The following is an 18,836-nucleotide window of genomic DNA, read 5'->3' on the forward strand; positions in this document are numbered from 1 at the left end:
AGCAAATTATTTTGCTGAGGATAAATGAGAGGACGAAGCCTCTCAATGGAGATCAGATTAAGTTATAACCACTACATATTAGTCATTAATTTAATATTGGATAAATACCCGGCCCGATAGGTAATCCGGCAAAATACCATCCGATAAGCAACAACATCCAGACGATAAAAAATACCAGAGGATAAGGCAGTACCAGCGTATAGTAAGTGCCTAAACGGGCATTTTTATAATAACGCTGGAGAAATCCTAAAAAGAGAGGCAGAAAAGGTGACATCGGTGCCAAAGGGAATACAGCAGAATCAGAAATACGAAAGATGATCTGCGCAAAAGCAGGATGAAAGCCAAGTAAAATAAACATCGGCACAAAGATAGGCGCAAGAATCGACCAAATGGCTGAACCACTCGCAATAAACATGCACAAAAAAGAAGATAAAAACATCAGCCCGATAAAAGCAGGTGCGCCAGTCAGCCCCAGTGTTTCCAGCAGGCCAGTGATACCAATGGCCATAAATTTGCCCATATGGCTCCAATTAAAGAAAGCAACAAACTGAGCCAAAGGAAAAACCATCACAATGAAACCCGCCATGCTTTTCATCGGGTCAACGAGCAACTCCGGAATATCGTTGGGTGTTTTTATTTGTTTGGTAAAAACACCATATGTAATCGAAACGACGAAGAAAAACAGAATAATCAGCGGCACAATCCCTTTTATAAAAGGTGACGGAAGGACTGATCCCGTCAGAGGATCCCGCAAAAGCGCATTTTCAGGAACTACCAGCAACCCAACAATACCGATAAAAATCAGGGCCGACAGCCCGGTCATTAATAACCCGCGATTTTGTTGTGGCGTAAGCTTTTCTAATTTGTCCTCGCTATTTCCTTCCCAGACAGGTAAACGCGGCTCAATAAACTTATCCGTCAGAATTGCTCCCGCAATCGTCAGTACAATCACGGATGTCGCCATAAAATACCAATTATCAATGACACTGACATGCAAATTAGGATCAAACATTTTAGCCGCTTCCGTGCTAATACCAGACAGCAGAACATCGGTTGTGACAATCAGGAGATTTGCCGTAAATCCTGATCCTACACCCGCAATTGCAGCCAGTAATCCAGCCACTGGATGTCGCCCAACGGCAATAAACATCAGTGCTCCCAACGGGGGCATCACAACAAGTGCCGCATCCGACGAAATATGGCTAAAAAAGGCGATAAACAACACCATATAGCTGGCATAACGTTTATTGATACCCGCTGCCATTTTATACATCAGAGCTCTTAACAAACCGACTTTGTCAGCCAGCCCGGCACCAATGACTAACGCAAGAATGGCTCCGAGAGGGGTAAAGCTACTGAAATTTTTTACAATATTAGGCAGAATCCATTGTATTCCCTCAGCACTGAGTAAATTTTTAACCCTGACCATTTCTCCATCTATCGGATTTTTTACCGCCAAATCAAACCAGGATAAAATAGCGGTCGCAATCATTAACACGGCAATCAGATAGATAAATAAAACAAAAGGATTCGGAATTTTATTTCCTACTTTTTCAATCCATCCCAAAATATATCCCGGACTCTTATTTACAGATAGAGAGGCCTGATTCATAGTTTTTCCTCTGCATTTGCTGACATTGTTATGTTGTATGCGGTTGTGTCTGGATGCAGGTTTGTCCTGAACAGACAAGCCTAATAAGCGTTATTGGTGACGCTGAGCGTCAAAATCAGGTAGGTGAATGGTGATGGTTGCCAGTGTTTTCACTGCAATTGCCAGTACATCTTCATTAAAATCAAACTGCCCATGATGATGGCCTGCACTGAGTTCAGTACCGAAAATAAGGTAAGAAGCCAGACCCCCGTTTGCTTTAACCCGCTCCATAAAATAAGTTGCATCTTCTGAACCTACGGATTGACGACCGCTTTTAACAACAGATGAAAGCTCAGGAACATGCTGTTGAGCCTGCTGATAAATAAAATCGACCCATGCCGGACTGGGTTTACTACTTTTCGCTGCCCCCATTAGCTCGATTTCATACTCCACATTCTGCATTTTTGCTGCGCCTTCGATAACACCGAGGGCGTGACCGTAGATAAATTCGTTGATTTCATTCGTTTCACCACGGGTTTCCACTTTCATTAATGCATAGTCAGGAATAACATTACGACCAGTACCAGCCTGTAATACGCCAACATTAATACGCGAAATACCTTTGCTGTGATGAGAAATTGCATGCAGTCCTACCGTAGCCTGAGCCGCAGCCAACAAAGCATTTTTTCCTTCTTCCGGCTTTCCGCCCGCATGAGAAGCAGCCCCGTGATAAGTGACATCAATTTTGGTCGTCGCCAGAAAACTATCATTACCACAAACTAATTCCCCCATAGGTATACCGAGGCCAATATGGATGGCGATAAAAAAATCAACATCATCCACAACCCCGGCCTCAACCATTGATTTAGCCCCTCTTGTCCCTTCTTCTGCGGGCTGAAATATCAGTTTGATTTTTCCTGTGAGCCGATTTTCATATTGCTTCAATATACGCGCAAGTCCGAGCCCGATAGCTGTGTGACCATCATGACCACAGGCATGCATCATATGCGCATTACAGGAAGAAAAATCTTCAGCATAAGGACGATGAACATGGGTCTGATCTTCATTCAGATCAAGTGCATCCATATCAACCCGGAATGCCAGTGTCGGGCCTGCTTTTCCGGTATCCAGTGTTGCGACAATTCCGGTAAAGCCACCAGAGAAATGCGGTAACCACTCTACCCGCGCGCCCTGTTGGATGGCTCGCTGTTCTTGCTCCTGTAATGCCTGTACTGAAGGCAGCCCCATTCTCGCATCGGCTTTAATCACCTCCTGCCCCATTTTCAGGCTATAACCTAACCGGTGTAGCTCATCAGCAACAAGGGTCGCGGTTCTGAATTCAAACCAGCCTGACTCAGCAAAATGGTGAAAATCACGACGCCAGTTTTGTAGTTGTCCGGCGATTTGCCGAATAGATTCATTTAATAAAGTTTGCATATTAATTATCTCTTTTAGTTATCGCATAGGTGATCCAGCCTTAATTAAGGTAGACACGAAATGCAGCTTAAATCAGATACAATTAACTTCATCTATATAACTAATAGTTATCGCAAAAGAGAAAATAGTGATGCCAATAAAACTCAATCAGTTACGGGCTTTTGTTGAAATTAGCCGCTATGGCAGTATTCGAGCTGCAAGCCGAACCCTGTCGCTTTCACAACCCGCTTTAACGAAATCGATTCGTGAATTGGAGGATTCACTGGGGGCAAAATTATTTATACGCAGTAATCAGGGCATTCATTTAACGGAGTGCGGGCAAAGTTTTTTATCACGTGCCAGCTTGATACTTGAAGAGCTGAGAATTGCTCAGGAAGATATTCAGCAACGGATTGGCTTACTTGGTGGTGTCATCAATATTGGCGTTGCTGGCTGCATTGTTCGCACAATCATGCCACAAATCATTACACAATTTCATCGCAATTACCCCACTGTCAAATTACGTATTGTTGAAGGGCAGTTATTGGCTATGTTACCCCAACTCAGACAAGGTGAACTGGATTTCTCTGTGAATACCTATTATCCCGAAAATACAGATGCAGATCTCAGCTTTGAGAGGTTGATGGAAAAAGAGTACAAAGTGATTGTGCGTAAAGGGCACCCCAAGGAGCATGCGACCTCTCTAGAAGAGCTGTCTGATTGCAACTGGACCATGCCAACACCAAAAGGTACTTATTATCGCAGTTTGTTCGAAAGGCTTTCATTAATGGAAAGACCTCCTGTCTTCAGCGTCACGTGCGAAACATTAATGTCTTGCATGAGCCTCGTTGCCAAAAGTGATTTTGTGACCATCGTCGCTGTCGATTTAGCAGATGATGTACTGTTTCATCAGCAATTTGTCGCCCTAGATCTTCAAGAGCAGCTTCCATTAGCCATGTTTTGCCTAATTCGTCGCAAAGATACCAATTTAACCCCCGCAGGGGAGTATTTAGCCAGACTGTTTCGGATGTATTGCCGTAATTGACCGCCTGACATGCTTCCTGCTGCTAGCCAATAACTACAATGCCAAGCTGTTCCATGATTTCAGCAACCTGAGAGGGTTCCAGTTTCACCCCCTGAAAATCCACTTGCCGTATATCAATTTCTCCCAAAGCAGAATTGGCCAAGCGACTCCTGTTGATTAACCAATTTCAAGTGGGCAGTCACGACAATTTCCTACTCCCGGTAATTTATTCCGTTGGCAACAACAGCGACGCTGTATAATGTTATTCCTTAATATCACTGTGCGATATAATGGGTTATCTCTGCCATCGGGTAATTTTGCTTCAAAGAAAAGATTATTGACCAATATTTGATATTGTTCATCACTCATTCTTTCTTTAAAGTTACTTAAATACCAATACATCACATAACCAATATTATTCCATAGTAAGCGCCCATTAATTCCTTTATAAGATTCAATCTTTTCACAGACCGGAATAATATGACGATCCAATAAAGCATAATAGCGTTCCAGTAAGGATAGAGGCTCATCCATCCAGGTTAATTGATAGTAAACCATATTAGGCCGGCCGCTTTCATGAAATTCAACCTGAAAAAGATTATAATCAGCATCTGCTGCCTGAGGGTATTCCAGCAGCATTAGCATCATTGGAGGAACAACTAAACCGAAATACCACTGTGCCCATAAAGAATAAAGCCCTTTATTATTCGGCTTCTGATCACTATTTGCATAATACTCATTATGGTAACGTTGCATTAATAATAAAAATTCTTTTTCATCCGACCATTGGTGAAATACCATGCTATTTTCTGGAATATTTTCTGCATTCACTTTCATCGATGAATTAAAATGGCTGAATGCGCTGTCGAATAAACTAACAATATTATTAACATCTACTTCTGACGTTATCTGAGTCATTCTACACCCTTCCATAATATCTTGGAATAATTAATGGTTTATCGGATTCTGGATCACGGATAATTCGGCATGCCAGATCAAATACATCGGCAATACTCTGCTCTGTGATAATTTCTTCAGGCTTTCCTTCCGCATAAATATGACCATTCTTCATCATGATCAATCGTGTAGCATAGCGCAGGGCTAAATTAATATCGTGTAAAACCAATACCAGTGTTTTCCCCTGCTGATGTAAGCGCTGGCATAAATCAAGCATTTCAATCTGATGAGAAATATCCAGATAAGTCGTCGGCTCATCCAGCAGGATAATCGGCGTTTGTTGTGCCAGTGTCATGGCAAACCATGCCCGCTGACGCTGGCCTCCAGAGAGTTCGCTGATAAATCTTTCCGACATATCCCATAAATCGACAGCCTGTAAGGCTTCTCTGACAATGCGTTCATCTGTTTCTGACCATTGCCGCAGGAAAGTCTGATAAGCATAGCGACCGCGGGAAACAAGGTCATAAATCGTCAACGCTTCCGTCACAATTGCCCCTTGGGTTAACAGTGACAATTCACGTGCAACCTCTTTTGGCTTATAACGATGGATATTTATTCCATCAAGTTGAATTTCACCGTGTTGTGGATGCATGCTTCGGCTAATTGCCCGCAGCAACGTCGATTTTCCACACCCATTAGGGCCAATAATAACGCTGAACTCGTTATCGTGGATTGCCAGATTAATATCTTCAATAATCGTTTTTTTACCGTATGCCAGTGAAAGACTCCGGGCTTTAAGCCGTGAAATCACCTCTGGGGAATTCGCATCCGATGGCATTATCGTGTTCTCCTTAATTCTGCATACAGTAAATACATCAAGTAGATTCCCCCAATCACCGCAGTCACTAAACCAACAGGCAAACGTGCCGGAGTCGGTAAAATTAGGGTAATAAAATCGGACAGCAGCATCAGTAAAGCACCAACCAAAGCTGAGCAAAATAATGCCGCACCTTTCGCATGAACTAACCGACGGGCAATTTGCGGCGCAGACAGGGCAATAAAAGAAATGGGGCCGACAACTAATACTGACATTGCAGCGAAAATGACAGCCAGTAATATACTGATAATCTGGATAAGGCGTACGGGCACACCCAATGTATTAGCTATATCGTCACCAAAATGGGTATAACGTAATTGCCTGCCCAGCCAAAATAAAACGGGAGTAAAAACAACCAGCCCACTAATAATTGCCACATCCCGCCATCCCCTGCTGGCAAGGCTACCACTCAGTAATGCACGTATTTGCTGGGCCTGTTCAGCACGAATATTTGAAACAGCAAAATCAACGATTGCCATACAGAATGCAGCAATGGCCACGCCGGATATCACGATTTTACCTGTTTGCATTCTGCCAAGCCCTGCACCATTGCCGAGATAAACCAGCAATACTGCAAGCCCGGCACCTGATATTGCCCCTACAGAGGCTGGCAATACATCAGGCCAGACAAGCAATGCAACCATAATCCCCAGTGCGGCACCCGCATTGATACCAATGATGTCCGGGCTGCCAAGTGTGTTACGGGTCGTCAGCTGAAAAAGCGCTCCCGAAAGTGCCAGAGCCATTCCGGCCCCTATTGCTAACAATGCTCTGGGTAAGCGGATTTGCAATAAAATAAATTCCTGATAGGAGTTTCCTGTCCCCAGAAAGGGGTTATCCATCCCTTCCCTGCCCGATGACAAAGTCAGATAGAAAAGCGCCACCAGCAACAGCAGAATGAGCATGATTACCTTACTCGTGTGCCATGATGGGCTGATGAATATAGCTCTTCCCAGTGAGAAAGTTCTGACAGTTTGTTGCCTTATTGGCCTCGGTGAATAAATCTGAGTCATGCTCTATTCCACCATGATTTTTTGTGTCCGGTTTTTAGCAACCAGATAAAGCAACGGAGCACCAATACAGGCGGTAATAATGCCGACCATGATTTCTTCAGGCGATATTAATAACCGCCCCACAACATCTGATATCAATAACAGGCAAGGGCCGGCAAACAGGCAGTAAGGCAACAACCAACGAAAATCACTGCCTACCCATGCCCGCATCAGATGTGGTGCTGCCAGACCAATAAAAGCAATTGGGCCAGCCATTGCTGTCGCTCCGGCAGCCAACATCGTGGCACTTAATAGTGACAGAATACGGGTACGGGCAACGTTAGCGCCGAGAGCGCCTGCAATTCCCTCCCCAAAAACCATGACATTTAATGAAGCACTGAGTGAAAGCGTCAATACAATCGCCACCAGCAGGTAAGGTATCAGTAAACTGGCCTCATTCAGCGACATCGCACTCAATGAACCCACTGTCCAGAAACGGTAACTGTCCATTACCTGTGCGTTTATCAATACCACTCCCTGTACAACTGCAAACAGGCAGGCATTGATAGCCGCACCTGTCAGAACCAGCCGTACAGGGTTAGTATTACGGGCACCGCCGCTGAGTAAATAGAACAATAAGGTTGATAAACCCGCGCCAATAAATGCACTCCAAAAACGGGAGAATCCCTCTAGCGCCGGAATGAAAGAGAAAAAAACCACGGTAACTGCAGCTCCCGCATTAATTCCTAATAATCCCGGATCCCCCAACGGATTGCGCAGCAAGCCCTGAGTGACTGCGCCCGCGAGAGCCAATGCGGCTCCGGCCATCAGGCCAATAAGAGTACGCGGCTCACGGGCATTGATGACTAAATCATAGTAGCTGCCCTGATCGCCCTGCCAGTAATGCAGCCAGACTGCTGACATTGGTATTGGTTTCGAGCCCAGACTCAGACTGGCAATAATGCAAAGACAGGTCAGCAAGGCCATCAATACCAAACCCAAGATACGAACCTTACGCCGTTTAGGGTTTTTCATGTTTTGCTATCTCCTGCTTCAGCAATGGCATAAATCTGGGTAGTCCCCAACGCAAGCTCAGTGGTGAGCCATAAGACATCGACATCACAATAGATTGATCGGTCAGTGGAATATATCCTCCCTGACGTACCGCCCTGATTGAACGAAACAAAGGTTGTGCTTCTGTCTGCTGACGCTCTTTTTCACTGCTATACCAAGTCACCAGAATATCTGCACCATTAAGTAGATCCGCATTTTCCAAACCAATGTTGCCTGTAAAACTGCCAAAAGGCGCGGTCAGGGAATCAGCCAGTGGAAGTAAAGACAAACCGAGATGGACAAGGGTATCTACGCGTGGATCATTTTTGACATAGATGGATAAAGTGTTACCTGTTGTTCCGGCTTTAATATAAGCAAAAGAATAACGCGCTATATCAGGGATTGTACTTCCTGCCTGAGTCAGAATAGTATCCAGTTCGGTACTGAGCGTTTCTCCCTGTGGTATTTTATCCAGTGCGCGGGCGACTAGTTCGATCTGTTGCCGGGGTGTCGTCTGCCACGGCTTATGGGGATAGGCAACGACAGGCACAAAATGAGATAGATGATCATAATTTTCCTGTGTGATACCTGATTGTGTTGCCAGAACCAGATCCGGTTTTAATTTAATGATCTTCTCAATATCCAGCTCCGGATACATTTCGATAACCACCGGTAATTTTGCTCCGCGTCGCTCTATTTCTTCCCTGAACCAGGGTAAATATCCGTCTGTATCACCACCCCAGCGATGCGATTCAACACCTACGGGAATAATGCCAAGATCTAATAAAATATCTTCAGTACCGGTTCCCAGCGCTACAACGCGTTGCGCTGGCTGGTTAATTACCGCAGTTCCCAACTCAGTCGTAATCGTCTTAGGGTAGCCAGTGGTATTTTTCTGTAACGCGTCTGCTGGCGCTGGCTTATCACAACCTGCCAATAAACCGGCCAGCAGTACCAGCGGTACGACGACCCATATTTTGCAATGTGTGTATATTTTCTGTATCAACATTAATGGATAAAAATGCATCGCCGCTGTCCGTTAATCAGTTAGAACTTATAACGTAAAGTCGCTGAGACATTACGTGGTTCACCATAGTAGTACTGGGTGTAGCTACCAAATGAGGTGTAGTATTTTTTGTCGAACAGATTATTCAGATTAACAGTCAGGGAAATATCCGGAGTGAAATGGTAGCGTCCCATCAAATCAACCGTGGTAAAGCTACGTTGCCCATCTTCACGTATGCCATCTGGGCTATTAAGCTCCAACCGTGTTTTACCCTGCCAGTTAACACCACCACCAAGAGTCAGGTCGCTCAGGGCATCAGGTAAGGTATAAGTCGTGAATAGCTTGAACAAACGGTTTGGTTTATCTGTATTGGTACGTTTACCGTCAGGCAATGTAGCGCGGAATTGGGTGTACCCAGCGTAAATACGCCAGTTATCGGTAATCTGACCAGTAATTTCAGATTCAAAACCACGGGTTTTTACTTTATTAACGACAGTATAAACAACTGAGTTCTTTGGAATCTCCGGATGCCTCTGTGGGGAATTATCACGGATTGTGTAATTATTTTGATGGATCTCGAAGAGAGCCAGAGAATAATCAAGGCCGTTATCAAAAGCGACACCTTTCAGACCTAACTCGTAATTTTCTCCGGTAACTGGCTTCAGCAGTTGGTTATCACGGTTAATCCGGCCTTCCGGTTCAAAAATTTTGGTATAGCTACCATAAACGGAGAAATCGGAAGTGAGGTTATAAACTAATCCACCATATGGCAAAAATTCATTATTGTAGGTGCCATTCTGCGGTGTACCAAAATTATCACCACGGGTTTTCCAGTTTGTGATACGCCCACCAAGAATCAGCGTTAATGGATCGGCTAATGATAGCTGAGTAACCGCATAACCCGCTGTTTGCTCTATGTAGCCATCTGAACCATTATCTCGGGTTTCACTCCAGATTGGCTCAGGATAATCCCATGAAGGCTTAGTGAAATCACCCAATGGATATTTATTACAGCTAAAAGATGACTTCATACATGGAGCATTGTAGTAGTCATTCCTGAAGTTCTGTTTTTGGTAGTTCAAACCAAAACTAGCGTGATGAATACGCCCCAGTAATCCGTAATTACCATTGACCTGTAAATCAACGTTGCGCTGATGTCGGGTTCCATCGATCAATGTTATATTTCCCGGATACATTCCCTCATTCGTCGCCCGATCAGGAAAACCCGTTGCCCATAATACTTTTTGATCAAGGACATTATTGTCATAAGTAAAGGTTCCTTTCACACCCCAGCCATTATCGAATTTATGTTGTAAGCTGGTAAAAACAGAGGACGAACGGACTTTTGAGAATGCCCAATCAGGTGCATAACTGTTACTACGTTTATAATCAGTTTTGCTGCCATCTTTAAAATAAATCGGCAAACCACCAAACATTCCGCCACGGGTATGGTTAATCTGATAATCAGCACCAATAGTTAGCAGAGTATTCGCTGTCAAGTCAGCTTCAATAATGCCGTAGAATGGGTATTTCTCGTGCTGGTCACGATCAATAAAAGAGTTGGAACGCTGGTAAGCTGTGACAAAACGGCCTCTAATTGTGCCGCTTTCATTTAATGAGCTGGATAAATCAAGGCCTGTTCGCCATTTATCCCAGGAACCGCCTTCCAAAGTAACTTCACCACGGAATTCTTTGGTTGGGCGTTTACGGATCACATTCACTGCCGCAGAAGGTGTACCCGGCCCCACCATTAAACCCGCAGCACCACGCACAACTTCCAGACGATCAAACATGATGGTATCCATCAGGTTATCACCGTAATTAAAGCGAATGTCGTAAAAGGTTGGTACGCCATCACGCAACATATTTCTGACCGTCATTCCCCTTGACGAAAAGGTAAAGCGATCGCTGTCAGCCTGATTCACTGTCATGCCTGTAATGCTGCCAATAGCACTTTTTACACTGTCCAGATTCTCATCTATCATCAACTGCTTAGTCATCACACTGACACTTTGTGGCGTTTCACGTGCAGACAAATTCAGGCCGGTTGAGGTTACCATTGAAGTCGTATTGTACATCTCGCTGTCTTCAGTAACTCCTTCATGTCCCGGAGTTCCTGCTATTACGACAATTTTATCATTCTGCCCATGCCCTTCTTCCGCTATTGCCGTACTGTTCCCTGCAATAAGCAGCGGGATTAGGACTGAAAGTAATTCTTTCTTAGTTAAATGATTGCGATGAGAAATTATGTTAATCACTCTTTTTTGTCCTGTTATCAAAATGATTTTCTATTATTTTTTTTCATTTTTTTGATTATTTATCTGAATGGTGATCCTGTATTTTCTCTTAGAGAATTCAGGAACCAAGTTCAGCTCCGGTGTACAGCGAGATCATGTAATAAAATTTTTCATTCATATCCATTACCACATCTTGTATTCATAAGAGACACGCTTTATAGAGTGACAATTTATATAAACCAGAATATCGTTCTCTAATCCCGGATATTAACTGTGGTTCAGCAATGATGTTTTTACTTTAGCGAATGATAATTAAAACCATTATCATTAACAACCATGTTACTGCAAAGGTTTTATACATAACGCATTTCAGGATAAATTACGGCGACCGGGAATGATTGGGATAAGCAGCCTTAGCTAGCAAAGAAGTCACTCGAAAGACGAAGGAAATGGGTAAAGATAGGCTCGAAGATATAACATAAGGAACCTGAATAAATTTCAAAAATAATATTTGTGATATTAAAACCTAATTATTACGCTTGATATTATTTATTAAATTTAATTGTTGTGAGTTATTTATTTTTTCAAAAGAATAAGGCTCTGATTGAAAATTCAGAGCCTTATTTATAAAAGAAGTTATATTCTTTATTAACAATCAGATTTTATTCTGACGCCACCATTCCGCCAGCATAACCCCTGTTGCGACAGAAACGTTCAGGCTTTCAACCCGACCAGTACCACCAATCGAGAGACGGATATCACCATCTTCCCAGACGCTGTCACTCAGGCCGTCGCCTTCCTGCCCCAGTACCAGAACCATTTTTTCAGGAAGTTTAGCTTCTGCCAGTTTTGTGCTGCCTTTATGACTTGATGTGGTCACAATGGTATAACCTGCATCACGGAATTGGCTCAGTGCTGTGGTAAAACCATCTGCATCAATACCTTTAACGTGTTCAGCACCACCTTCCGCAGTACGGACTGCCGCACCAGATTCCAGCATTGTCGTATCCTGCAATATCACACCCTGTACGCCAAAATGAGCACAGCTACGCATAATTGCGCCGAGGTTATGTGGATTACCGACATTTTCTAATGCCAATACGCAATCTTTTGCCGGAGCCTGTTGCAGATAAGTTTCAGCATTCAGGCCATTACGTTTTTTAATCAGAAAACAAACGCCGCCATGATGCTCCGTACCGGATGCTTTTGCTAATTCTTCATCATCCACTACATGGTAAGCCTTACGGTTTGCTGCCATCCATTTCAGTGCATCACGAAAACGAGGGGTTACTGACTGAACAAACCATGCTCTCACAATTGCATCCGGGCGATTCTGGAACATTGCCTGACACGCATTTTCGCCATAGATCCGGGTTTCTTCCAGTCTCTGACGACGCAGTTGTTCAGGATCGATATGGCTTCTGCCACTAATGCCGCCATGATCAGGTTTTGACTCTTCATCTGGCGAGCGGGAAACTGTTCTCCATGGAGAACGCTCTTTTGGTTGCTCAGGACGATCATTGTCGTAACGTCTGCCGCCCTGCTCGCGTCCTTTACCTGACGGGCGTTTATTGTTGTTATGACGATCATTGCTGTTACGGCGATCATTGTTGTTACGACGATCGTTATTATTACGGCTGTCATTGCTGCCCTCATTACGGACATACATTACTTTGACTTTGCCACTCTTACCACTATAGGAATCGTTCATCTATTTCTCCAACTTCTCTATGGCGCGCAGATTACCCGATGTTCGCTTCCGAAGCTACCTCTGGCAACGACAATCAATTAAAATATCCGTCAATTTTCTTCTGACTTTGCACATGAGCATTTCTGAGTTCTTAAATGAGAAATAACAACGCCGTTTATCAGCTTCGCCAACACCGTCTTGCGCGTTCTACCCGCCCTTTTCAAGCAAGAGGCTGTCGGGTTAAACGTTGTACGTACTGTTTATTACCCCAAAAAAGATGTCTGTGTGAAAATATTTCACCTGCAAAAGCTGACAGCCGTTTTTGCCTTATTATGTTTGATACTGAGCCAATGAAGCCCAGTAATACAGGAAAGTTAATTGCAGATGTTTTGCCTGATACACAGGCTTTTCTGTGGTCAAGGACTGAGCCTGATCAAAGAATGCTTGATGTACTGCGTGATCCTAACCGGCAACCTTATCTGATTTTTCCTGATAGTTACGCCACACCATCGCGAACTGTGTATCAGCAACTGCCAGACACGCCAAAAGCGCCGCTATTCATTATATTGGATGGCACCTGGCCTGAAGCAAGAAAAATGTTTCGCAAAAGCCCGTATCTGGATGATATTCCTTTGTTATCAATCAATAGCATTGCCAAAATCGACTATTTACTGCGAATGCCATCAAGGGAAGAGCAACACTGTACTGCTGAGGTCGCTGCCGCAGCGTTAGAGTTAGCCAATGATTTTGAAGCATCCCAACAATTATTGAACCATTTCAATCATTTTCGGGAACAGTATCTGGCTGGGAAATCAAATCATCCAGCGGTATAAATCACAGTAATTCCTGTCGATCACGGCTAAAGTTATTCATGGTAGTTGCTTAACTAATGATGACGTGATCTTAACAAGGAGCGAAAAATGAGCCAGCGTGGACTTGAAGCCCTACTGCATCCCAAATCCATTGCCGTTATCGGAGCTTCCGAGAAACCAGAAAAAGCCAGTTCGCTCCTGATGCGGAATTTGTTAGCAGGAAATTTTACCGGCCCGATCCTTCCCGTCACTCCCAATAAAAGTTCTGTTCTCGGTGTGCTGGCATATCCTTCTATCGACAAGCTACCCTTAACACCCGATTTGGCGGTTATTTGTACTCATCACAGCCGTAACTTACCATTATTAGCCCAACTGACCGAGCTGGGATGTACAACGGTTATCATTCTCTCATCCCATCCCTCCCAATTTGCTGAACTGAAGCAATACAGCCAGAAACATCATATCCGCATTCTTGGGCCTAACAGCCTCGGTATTCTGGCCCCGTGGATCGGGCTGAATGCCAGTTTCTCTCCTATTCCTATTCTAAAAGGAAAACTGGCTTTTATTTCGCAATCAGCCGCAATATCCAACACAATTCTGGACTGGGCAAACCATCGCAATATCGGTTTTTCGTATTTTATTGCACTGGGAGATAGCGTTGATATTGATATTGATGATCTACTGGATTTTTTAGCGCGAGATAGTAAAACCAGTGCAATCCTCCTGCATCTGGAACATATTAGCGATGCCCGCCGTTTCCTTTCCGCTTCACGCAGCGCGTCACGCAATAAGCCAATTCTGGTAGTTAAAAGCAGCCGTACCCGTAAAGCGCAGCAGTTACTGGGAGAACAGCAAAATTTTGATGTCGCTTATGATGCCGCAATTCAAAGAGCCGGATTGTTACGCGTACAAGATACGCATGAAATGTTTTCTGCTGTCGAAACACTGAGTTTTATGCGTCCACTACGTGGAGAACGCCTGTTAATTGTCAGCAATGGCACAGCTCCGGCCGCTATGGCACTGGATGAACTAATCAGAAGAACCGGTAAATTAGCTGACTTAGAAGAAGAAACTATTGCTAAATTGGTCAGTGTACTACCGGATGTACAAATCTTACAAAACCCTTTGGATCTCGGGGACGCTTCGTCAACTGCACAATATATTGACGCGCTGAAAATACTGTTAGATAGCCGTAGCTATGATGCCTTATTGTTGATTCATTCTCCGTGTGCAATTTCCGACAGTATGCAAACAGCCGTAAACGTTATTCGGACTATCAAAGAACATCCCCGTGGAAAATGGCTGACAATATTCACGAATTGGTGTGGAGAATATTCTTCGCAGGAAGTAAGGCGATTATTCAGCGAAGCCGGGATCCCAACCTATCGCACCCCTGAAGGAGCGGTCACCGCATTTATGCATATGGTGGAGTATCGCCGTAATCAGAAACAACTCAAAGAAACACCTGCCCTGCCAATTGGTATTACTTCAAATACGGCCCACGCCCATGATTGTATTCAACAGGCCCTTGATAAGGGTAATACTCAGTTAGATACTCATGAGGTGCATTCTATTCTTGAAGCCTATGGACTGAATACGTTGCCGACATGGATTGCTCACTCAAGTGACGATGCGGTCAGTATTGCAGAAAAAATTGGTTATCCTGTGGCGCTGAAACTTCGCTCACCTGATATTCCTCATAAATCAGAAGTACAGGGTGTCATGCTTTATCTTCGTACTGCAGAAGAAGTGAAAACCGCAGCTCAGGCCATTGTTGAACGTGTAAAACAGAATTTTCCGCAAGCCAGAATTGAGGGGTTATTGGTGCAGAATATGGCAAACCGTGCCGGTGCACAGGAACTGAGAATTGCCATTGAGCAGGATGAAGTTTTTGGCCCTTTAATTATGCTTGGAGAAGGCGGGATAGACTGGGTTAATGAAACGCAGGCGGCGGTTGCTCTGCCACCGCTTAATATGGCTTTGGCCCGTTATCTGGTCATTCAGGCGATTAAGAGTGGTAAAATAAAATCCGGAGCATCATTGCAGCCTCTCGATATTCCCTCACTGAGCCAGCTGCTGGTGCGGGTCTCTAATTTACTGATCGATTGCCCCCAAATCATCCGTCTGAATATTCATCCATTACTGGCTTCGGGAAGTGAATTTACACTTCTGGATGTCACAATGGAATTAACCCCAATCACTGACGATCCGCGGAATCGACTGGCAATTCGGCCTTATCCTAATGAACTGGAAGAAACTATCTATATCAAAGACGATTTTACCTGTTTGCTACGCCCGATTCTGCCGGAAGATGAACCGCTATTAAAAGAATTCATTGAGCAGGTAACAAAAGAAGATCTTTATTATCGTTATTTTAGTGAGATCAATGAATTTACTCATGATGATCTCGCGAATATGACTCAGATTGACTATGACCGTGAGATGGCTTTTGTCGCAATACGTCATCCGACAACAAAACCAGAAATTATCGGTGTCGCACGTGCTATGGCTGATCCCGATAATATCGAAGCAGAATTTGCTGTATTGGTGCGATCGGATCTGAAAGGAATCACGTTAGGATCTCAGCTTATGGCTAAACTCATTCATTACGCCAAAGAACATGGCATACAGGTCTTGACTGCGATAACAATGCCAGAAAACCGCAATATGATCAGGCTGGCTAAAAAACTGGGATTTACCATCGATATCCAGTTAGAAGAAGGTATCGTTAATCTTGTTTTAAAACTTTAGCCACAATTGACAAAACTAGTGGTATCATCGCCAGATCATTTTGATTCACAAATTTACGATGGGATTATAACCATCCAAACTAAGAGAAAAATCGCACTGTGATGTTGTCTAAATTTAAACAAGCAAAACACCAACAACACCTTGCACAACTGCCTAAATTACCACAGTCAGTTGCTGATATTGAAACCCTTTATCAATCTGAAGAGTTTCGCAGCACACTGTTGGAACGCATTGCAGGCGCCAAAAAGCATATTTATATCGCCGCATTATATTTAGAACATGACGATGCCGGTCAAGATATTTTAACTGCGTTATATGAAGCCAAGCAAAAACGGCCTGAACTGGATATCAAAATTCTGGTTGACTGGCATCGCGCGCAACGTGGCCGTATTGGCGCACAAGCAGCTGCAACAAATGCAGACTGGTATTGCTCTATGGCTGAAAAATACCCGAATGCCCATATCTCCATTCTTGGTGTTCCCGTCAATACCCGTGAGGCGCTAGGTGTCTTACACTTAAAGGGGTTTATCTTTGACGACACTGTGATTTACAGTGGTGCCAGCATTAATAATGTCTATCTGCACCGCCATGAAAAATATCGTTATGATCGTTATCATTTACTGCATAATGCGAAGCTCGCAGCCATCATGAAGCAGTATATAGATGACAGCATTATTTCTGACAAAGCAGTCAATAATCTGGCCTGCCCAAACCGCCCTCGTAGCCTTGAAATAAAGAATTTTATCAGACAATTTCGGGGCCACTTACGTAGTGCTACATATCATGTTGAAAATCAGGCTTCAAATGAAGAGCTGGCAGTCACTCCGCTTGTTGGATTAGGCAAAAAAAATCCGCTGAATAAAACTATCTGCCATCTGATCGCCAGCACCGAGGAGAAGTTAGTCATCTGTACTCCTTACTTTAATTTACCGGCAGTACTGGTGCGTTCTATCTCAAGGTTGTTGCGACAAGGAAAACAGATTGAAATTATCATTGGCGACAAAACAGCTAATGATTTTTATATCCCGCCCGAAGAGCCATTCAAGATTATCGGGGCCTTGCCTTATCTCTATGAGATTAACTTGCGTCGTTTCACTAGTCGATTGCAACACTTTATCGATAGCCAGCAACTGACTATCCGGCTGTGGAAAGATGAAGATAATAGCTATCACTTAAAAGGCGTCTGGGTCGATAATAAATGGCAGTTGATCACCGGTAATAATCTCAATCCACGAGCGTGGGGACTGGATTTAGAAAATGCTATTCTTATTCACGATCCGCATAAAGAAATGCAAGAACAACGCTCTTTAGAACTGGATTCTATTCGCACTCATACAACGGTTATTAGCAGTTATCAGGAACTGGATAGTATACAGCTCTATCCCGTTAAGGTTCGCAAATTAATACGCCGTTTACGTCGTATTCGTGTTGACCGCCTGATCAGCAGAATATTGTAAACATAGATAAATATTTATCTCATTTATTAATCCTCTCTTGTCATAACAAGAGAGGATTTTTTGTATCTTATTTATCAAAACGCTATTATTTATTAAATTATTAATAATGGCGAAAAATAAGATGAAAAAGGCCGGAAGAAATAAATTTATAAATATATTAATAGTAATATCCCTCCTATCTACCACTACCGCATGTACTAATATTCGCCAGGCAAATGATACCTGGACCGGCAAGGATAAAGCCCAACATTTTCTATTTTCTGCTGCCATAGCCGCTGCGGGTAACGCTTATGGCGATCACCAGAACTGGAAACATCGCGAAAGTGCTCAATTTGGTTTATTACTATCGATTGGACTTGGTGCTGCAAAAGAATTTTATGATAGCCGCCCTACTGGAACAGGCTGGAGCTGGCAGGATTTTGTGTACGATGTAGCTGGGGCAGTGACAGGTTATAGTCTTTATCAGTATTTAAAATAGCCCGATAATTATATCCGTGAATTGGTTTTCTATCTCTAAAAATAAATTTTATATATTCCAGAAACGCAAAAAAGCCATCCGATGAAGGATGGCTTCTCTGACAAAGTGATGTCTGGCAGTGTCCTACTCTCACATGGGGAGACCCCACACTACCATCGGCGCTACGGCGTTTCACTGCTGAGTTCGGCATGGGGTCAGGTGGGACCACCGCGCTATTGCCGCCAGACAAATTCGGGTTGTTATCTCGAACAAGCTGTGACCGTCTTTATAGGGTCATTTTTCTCTGAAACTGCGTCTTTCTCTCAATCCCCGCAAAACACCTTCGGTGTTGTCAGGTTAAGCCGCACGGTTCATTAGTACTGGTTAGCTCAACGTCTCGCAACGCTTACACACCCAGCCTATCTACGTCCTCGTCTCGAACGTTCCTTCAGGATTCTCTAGGAATCAGGGAAGACTCATCTCAAGGCAAGTTTCCCGCTTAGATGCTTTCAGCGGTTATCTCTTCCGCACTTAGCTACCGGGCAGTGCCATTGGCATGACAACCCGAACACCAGT

General features: G+C 43.8%; 14 protein-coding genes and 2 rRNA genes. 5 read left to right on the forward strand and 11 right to left on the reverse strand.

Annotated elements, in window-relative coordinates:
* Positions 1-85 precede the first annotated feature (85 nt).
* Both abgT and AACX38_RS00445 read right to left on the reverse strand, forming a co-directional pair.
* Positions 86-1,612, reverse strand: a complete 1,527-nt coding sequence (gene abgT, locus AACX38_RS00440; RefSeq protein ID WP_228862802.1) for a p-aminobenzoyl-glutamate transporter — start codon at positions 1,610-1,612, stop codon at positions 86-88.
* 90 nt (positions 1,613-1,702) lie between these two features.
* On the reverse strand, positions 1,703-3,028 hold the full coding sequence (locus tag AACX38_RS00445; protein ID WP_228862803.1) for a M20 family metallo-hydrolase: 1,326 nt from the start codon (positions 3,026-3,028) through the stop codon (positions 1,703-1,705).
* 130 nt (positions 3,029-3,158) lie between these two features.
* On the opposite strand from AACX38_RS00445, the gene AACX38_RS00450 reads away from it, so the two are divergent.
* Positions 3,159-4,052, forward strand: coding sequence for a LysR family transcriptional regulator (locus tag AACX38_RS00450; protein WP_228862804.1), 894 nt, complete (start codon positions 3,159-3,161; stop codon positions 4,050-4,052).
* A gap of 156 nt (positions 4,053-4,208) precedes the next feature.
* On the opposite strand, the gene fhuF is transcribed toward AACX38_RS00450, so the two are convergent.
* The 7 genes from fhuF to AACX38_RS00485 all read right to left on the reverse strand — a co-directional run bounded on the left by fhuF (position 4,209) and on the right by AACX38_RS00485 (position 12,804).
* Positions 4,209-4,949: a siderophore-iron reductase FhuF gene (fhuF, locus tag AACX38_RS00455; protein WP_228862805.1), complete on the reverse strand. Its 741-nt coding sequence runs from the start codon at positions 4,947-4,949 to the stop codon at positions 4,209-4,211.
* 1 nt (position 4,950) lies between these two features.
* Positions 4,951-5,766 (reverse strand): ABC transporter ATP-binding protein, encoded by an 816-nt coding sequence (locus AACX38_RS00460; RefSeq protein WP_228862806.1) that lies wholly within the window; start codon positions 5,764-5,766, stop codon positions 4,951-4,953.
* Positions 5,766-6,818 (reverse strand): FecCD family ABC transporter permease, encoded by a 1,053-nt coding sequence (locus AACX38_RS00465; protein ID WP_228862807.1) that lies wholly within the window; start codon positions 6,816-6,818, stop codon positions 5,766-5,768. The genes AACX38_RS00460 and AACX38_RS00465 overlap by 1 nt, the downstream gene beginning before the upstream one ends.
* A gap of 3 nt (positions 6,819-6,821) precedes the next feature.
* Complete coding sequence (locus tag AACX38_RS00470) at positions 6,822-7,832, reverse strand: FecCD family ABC transporter permease (protein WP_228862808.1); 1,011 nt, start codon at positions 7,830-7,832, stop codon at positions 6,822-6,824.
* On the reverse strand, positions 7,819-8,877 hold the full coding sequence (locus AACX38_RS00475; RefSeq protein ID WP_228862809.1) for an iron-siderophore ABC transporter substrate-binding protein: 1,059 nt from the start codon (positions 8,875-8,877) through the stop codon (positions 7,819-7,821). The genes AACX38_RS00470 and AACX38_RS00475 overlap by 14 nt, the downstream gene beginning before the upstream one ends.
* A 20-nt stretch (positions 8,878-8,897) precedes the next feature.
* Positions 8,898-11,114 (reverse strand): TonB-dependent siderophore receptor, encoded by a 2,217-nt coding sequence (locus AACX38_RS00480; RefSeq protein WP_339385640.1) that lies wholly within the window; start codon positions 11,112-11,114, stop codon positions 8,898-8,900.
* 634 nt (positions 11,115-11,748) lie between these two features.
* Positions 11,749-12,804, reverse strand: coding sequence for a tRNA/rRNA methyltransferase (locus AACX38_RS00485; protein ID WP_099121659.1), 1,056 nt, complete (start codon positions 12,802-12,804; stop codon positions 11,749-11,751).
* 134 nt (positions 12,805-12,938) lie between these two features.
* On the opposite strand from AACX38_RS00485, the gene AACX38_RS00490 reads away from it, so the two are divergent.
* The 4 genes from AACX38_RS00490 to AACX38_RS00505 all read left to right on the forward strand — a co-directional run bounded on the left by AACX38_RS00490 (position 12,939) and on the right by AACX38_RS00505 (position 18,281).
* Positions 12,939-13,616 carry a tRNA-uridine aminocarboxypropyltransferase gene (locus tag AACX38_RS00490; protein WP_228862810.1) on the forward strand — a complete coding sequence of 226 codons (678 nt, stop codon included), beginning with the start codon at positions 12,939-12,941 and terminating at the stop codon, positions 13,614-13,616.
* An 87-nt stretch (positions 13,617-13,703) separates the two neighbouring features.
* Positions 13,704-16,346 (forward strand): bifunctional acetate--CoA ligase family protein/GNAT family N-acetyltransferase, encoded by a 2,643-nt coding sequence (locus AACX38_RS00495; protein ID WP_228862811.1) that lies wholly within the window; start codon positions 13,704-13,706, stop codon positions 16,344-16,346.
* A 101-nt stretch (positions 16,347-16,447) separates the two neighbouring features.
* Complete coding sequence (gene pssA / locus AACX38_RS00500) at positions 16,448-17,803, forward strand: CDP-diacylglycerol--serine O-phosphatidyltransferase (protein WP_228862819.1); 1,356 nt, start codon at positions 16,448-16,450, stop codon at positions 17,801-17,803.
* A gap of 121 nt (positions 17,804-17,924) precedes the next feature.
* Entirely contained in the window at positions 17,925-18,281 is a 357-nt protein-coding gene (locus AACX38_RS00505; protein ID WP_228862812.1) for a YfiM family lipoprotein, read from the forward strand.
* A gap of 110 nt (positions 18,282-18,391) precedes the next feature.
* Here AACX38_RS00505 and rrf read toward each other — a convergent pair.
* Positions 18,392-18,507 (reverse strand): 5S ribosomal RNA (gene rrf, locus AACX38_RS00510).
* Positions 18,508-18,613: 106 nt separating this feature from the next.
* Positions 18,614-18,836: ribosomal RNA gene (locus tag AACX38_RS00515) — 23S ribosomal RNA — on the reverse strand; the annotation flags it as partial.

It is taken from the genome of Xenorhabdus sp. PB30.3 (assembly GCF_963895965.1).
GTDB lineage: Bacteria > Pseudomonadota > Gammaproteobacteria > Enterobacterales > Enterobacteriaceae > Xenorhabdus > Xenorhabdus stockiae.

Coding starts and splice junctions, on each gene's coding strand:
- abgT (WP_228862802.1), bottom strand. CDS start 1,612: ATGAATCAGGCCTCTCTATCTGTAAATAAGAGTCCGGGATATATTTTG.
- AACX38_RS00475 (WP_228862809.1), bottom strand. CDS start 8,877: ATGCATTTTTATCCATTAATGTTGATACAGAAAATATACACACATTGC.
- AACX38_RS00450 (WP_228862804.1), top strand. CDS start 3,159: ATGCCAATAAAACTCAATCAGTTACGGGCTTTTGTTGAAATTAGCCGC.
- AACX38_RS00485 (WP_099121659.1), bottom strand. CDS start 12,804: ATGAACGATTCCTATAGTGGTAAGAGTGGCAAAGTCAAAGTAATGTAT.
- fhuF (WP_228862805.1), bottom strand. CDS start 4,949: ATGACTCAGATAACGTCAGAAGTAGATGTTAATAATATTGTTAGTTTA.
- pssA (WP_228862819.1), top strand. CDS start 16,448: ATGTTGTCTAAATTTAAACAAGCAAAACACCAACAACACCTTGCACAA.
- AACX38_RS00505 (WP_228862812.1), top strand. CDS start 17,925: ATGAAAAAGGCCGGAAGAAATAAATTTATAAATATATTAATAGTAATA.
- AACX38_RS00495 (WP_228862811.1), top strand. CDS start 13,704: ATGAGCCAGCGTGGACTTGAAGCCCTACTGCATCCCAAATCCATTGCC.
- AACX38_RS00460 (WP_228862806.1), bottom strand. CDS start 5,766: ATGCCATCGGATGCGAATTCCCCAGAGGTGATTTCACGGCTTAAAGCC.
- AACX38_RS00470 (WP_228862808.1), bottom strand. CDS start 7,832: ATGAAAAACCCTAAACGGCGTAAGGTTCGTATCTTGGGTTTGGTATTG.
- AACX38_RS00490 (WP_228862810.1), top strand. CDS start 12,939: ATGAGAAATAACAACGCCGTTTATCAGCTTCGCCAACACCGTCTTGCG.
- AACX38_RS00445 (WP_228862803.1), bottom strand. CDS start 3,028: ATGCAAACTTTATTAAATGAATCTATTCGGCAAATCGCCGGACAACTA.
- AACX38_RS00465 (WP_228862807.1), bottom strand. CDS start 6,818: ATGACTCAGATTTATTCACCGAGGCCAATAAGGCAACAAACTGTCAGA.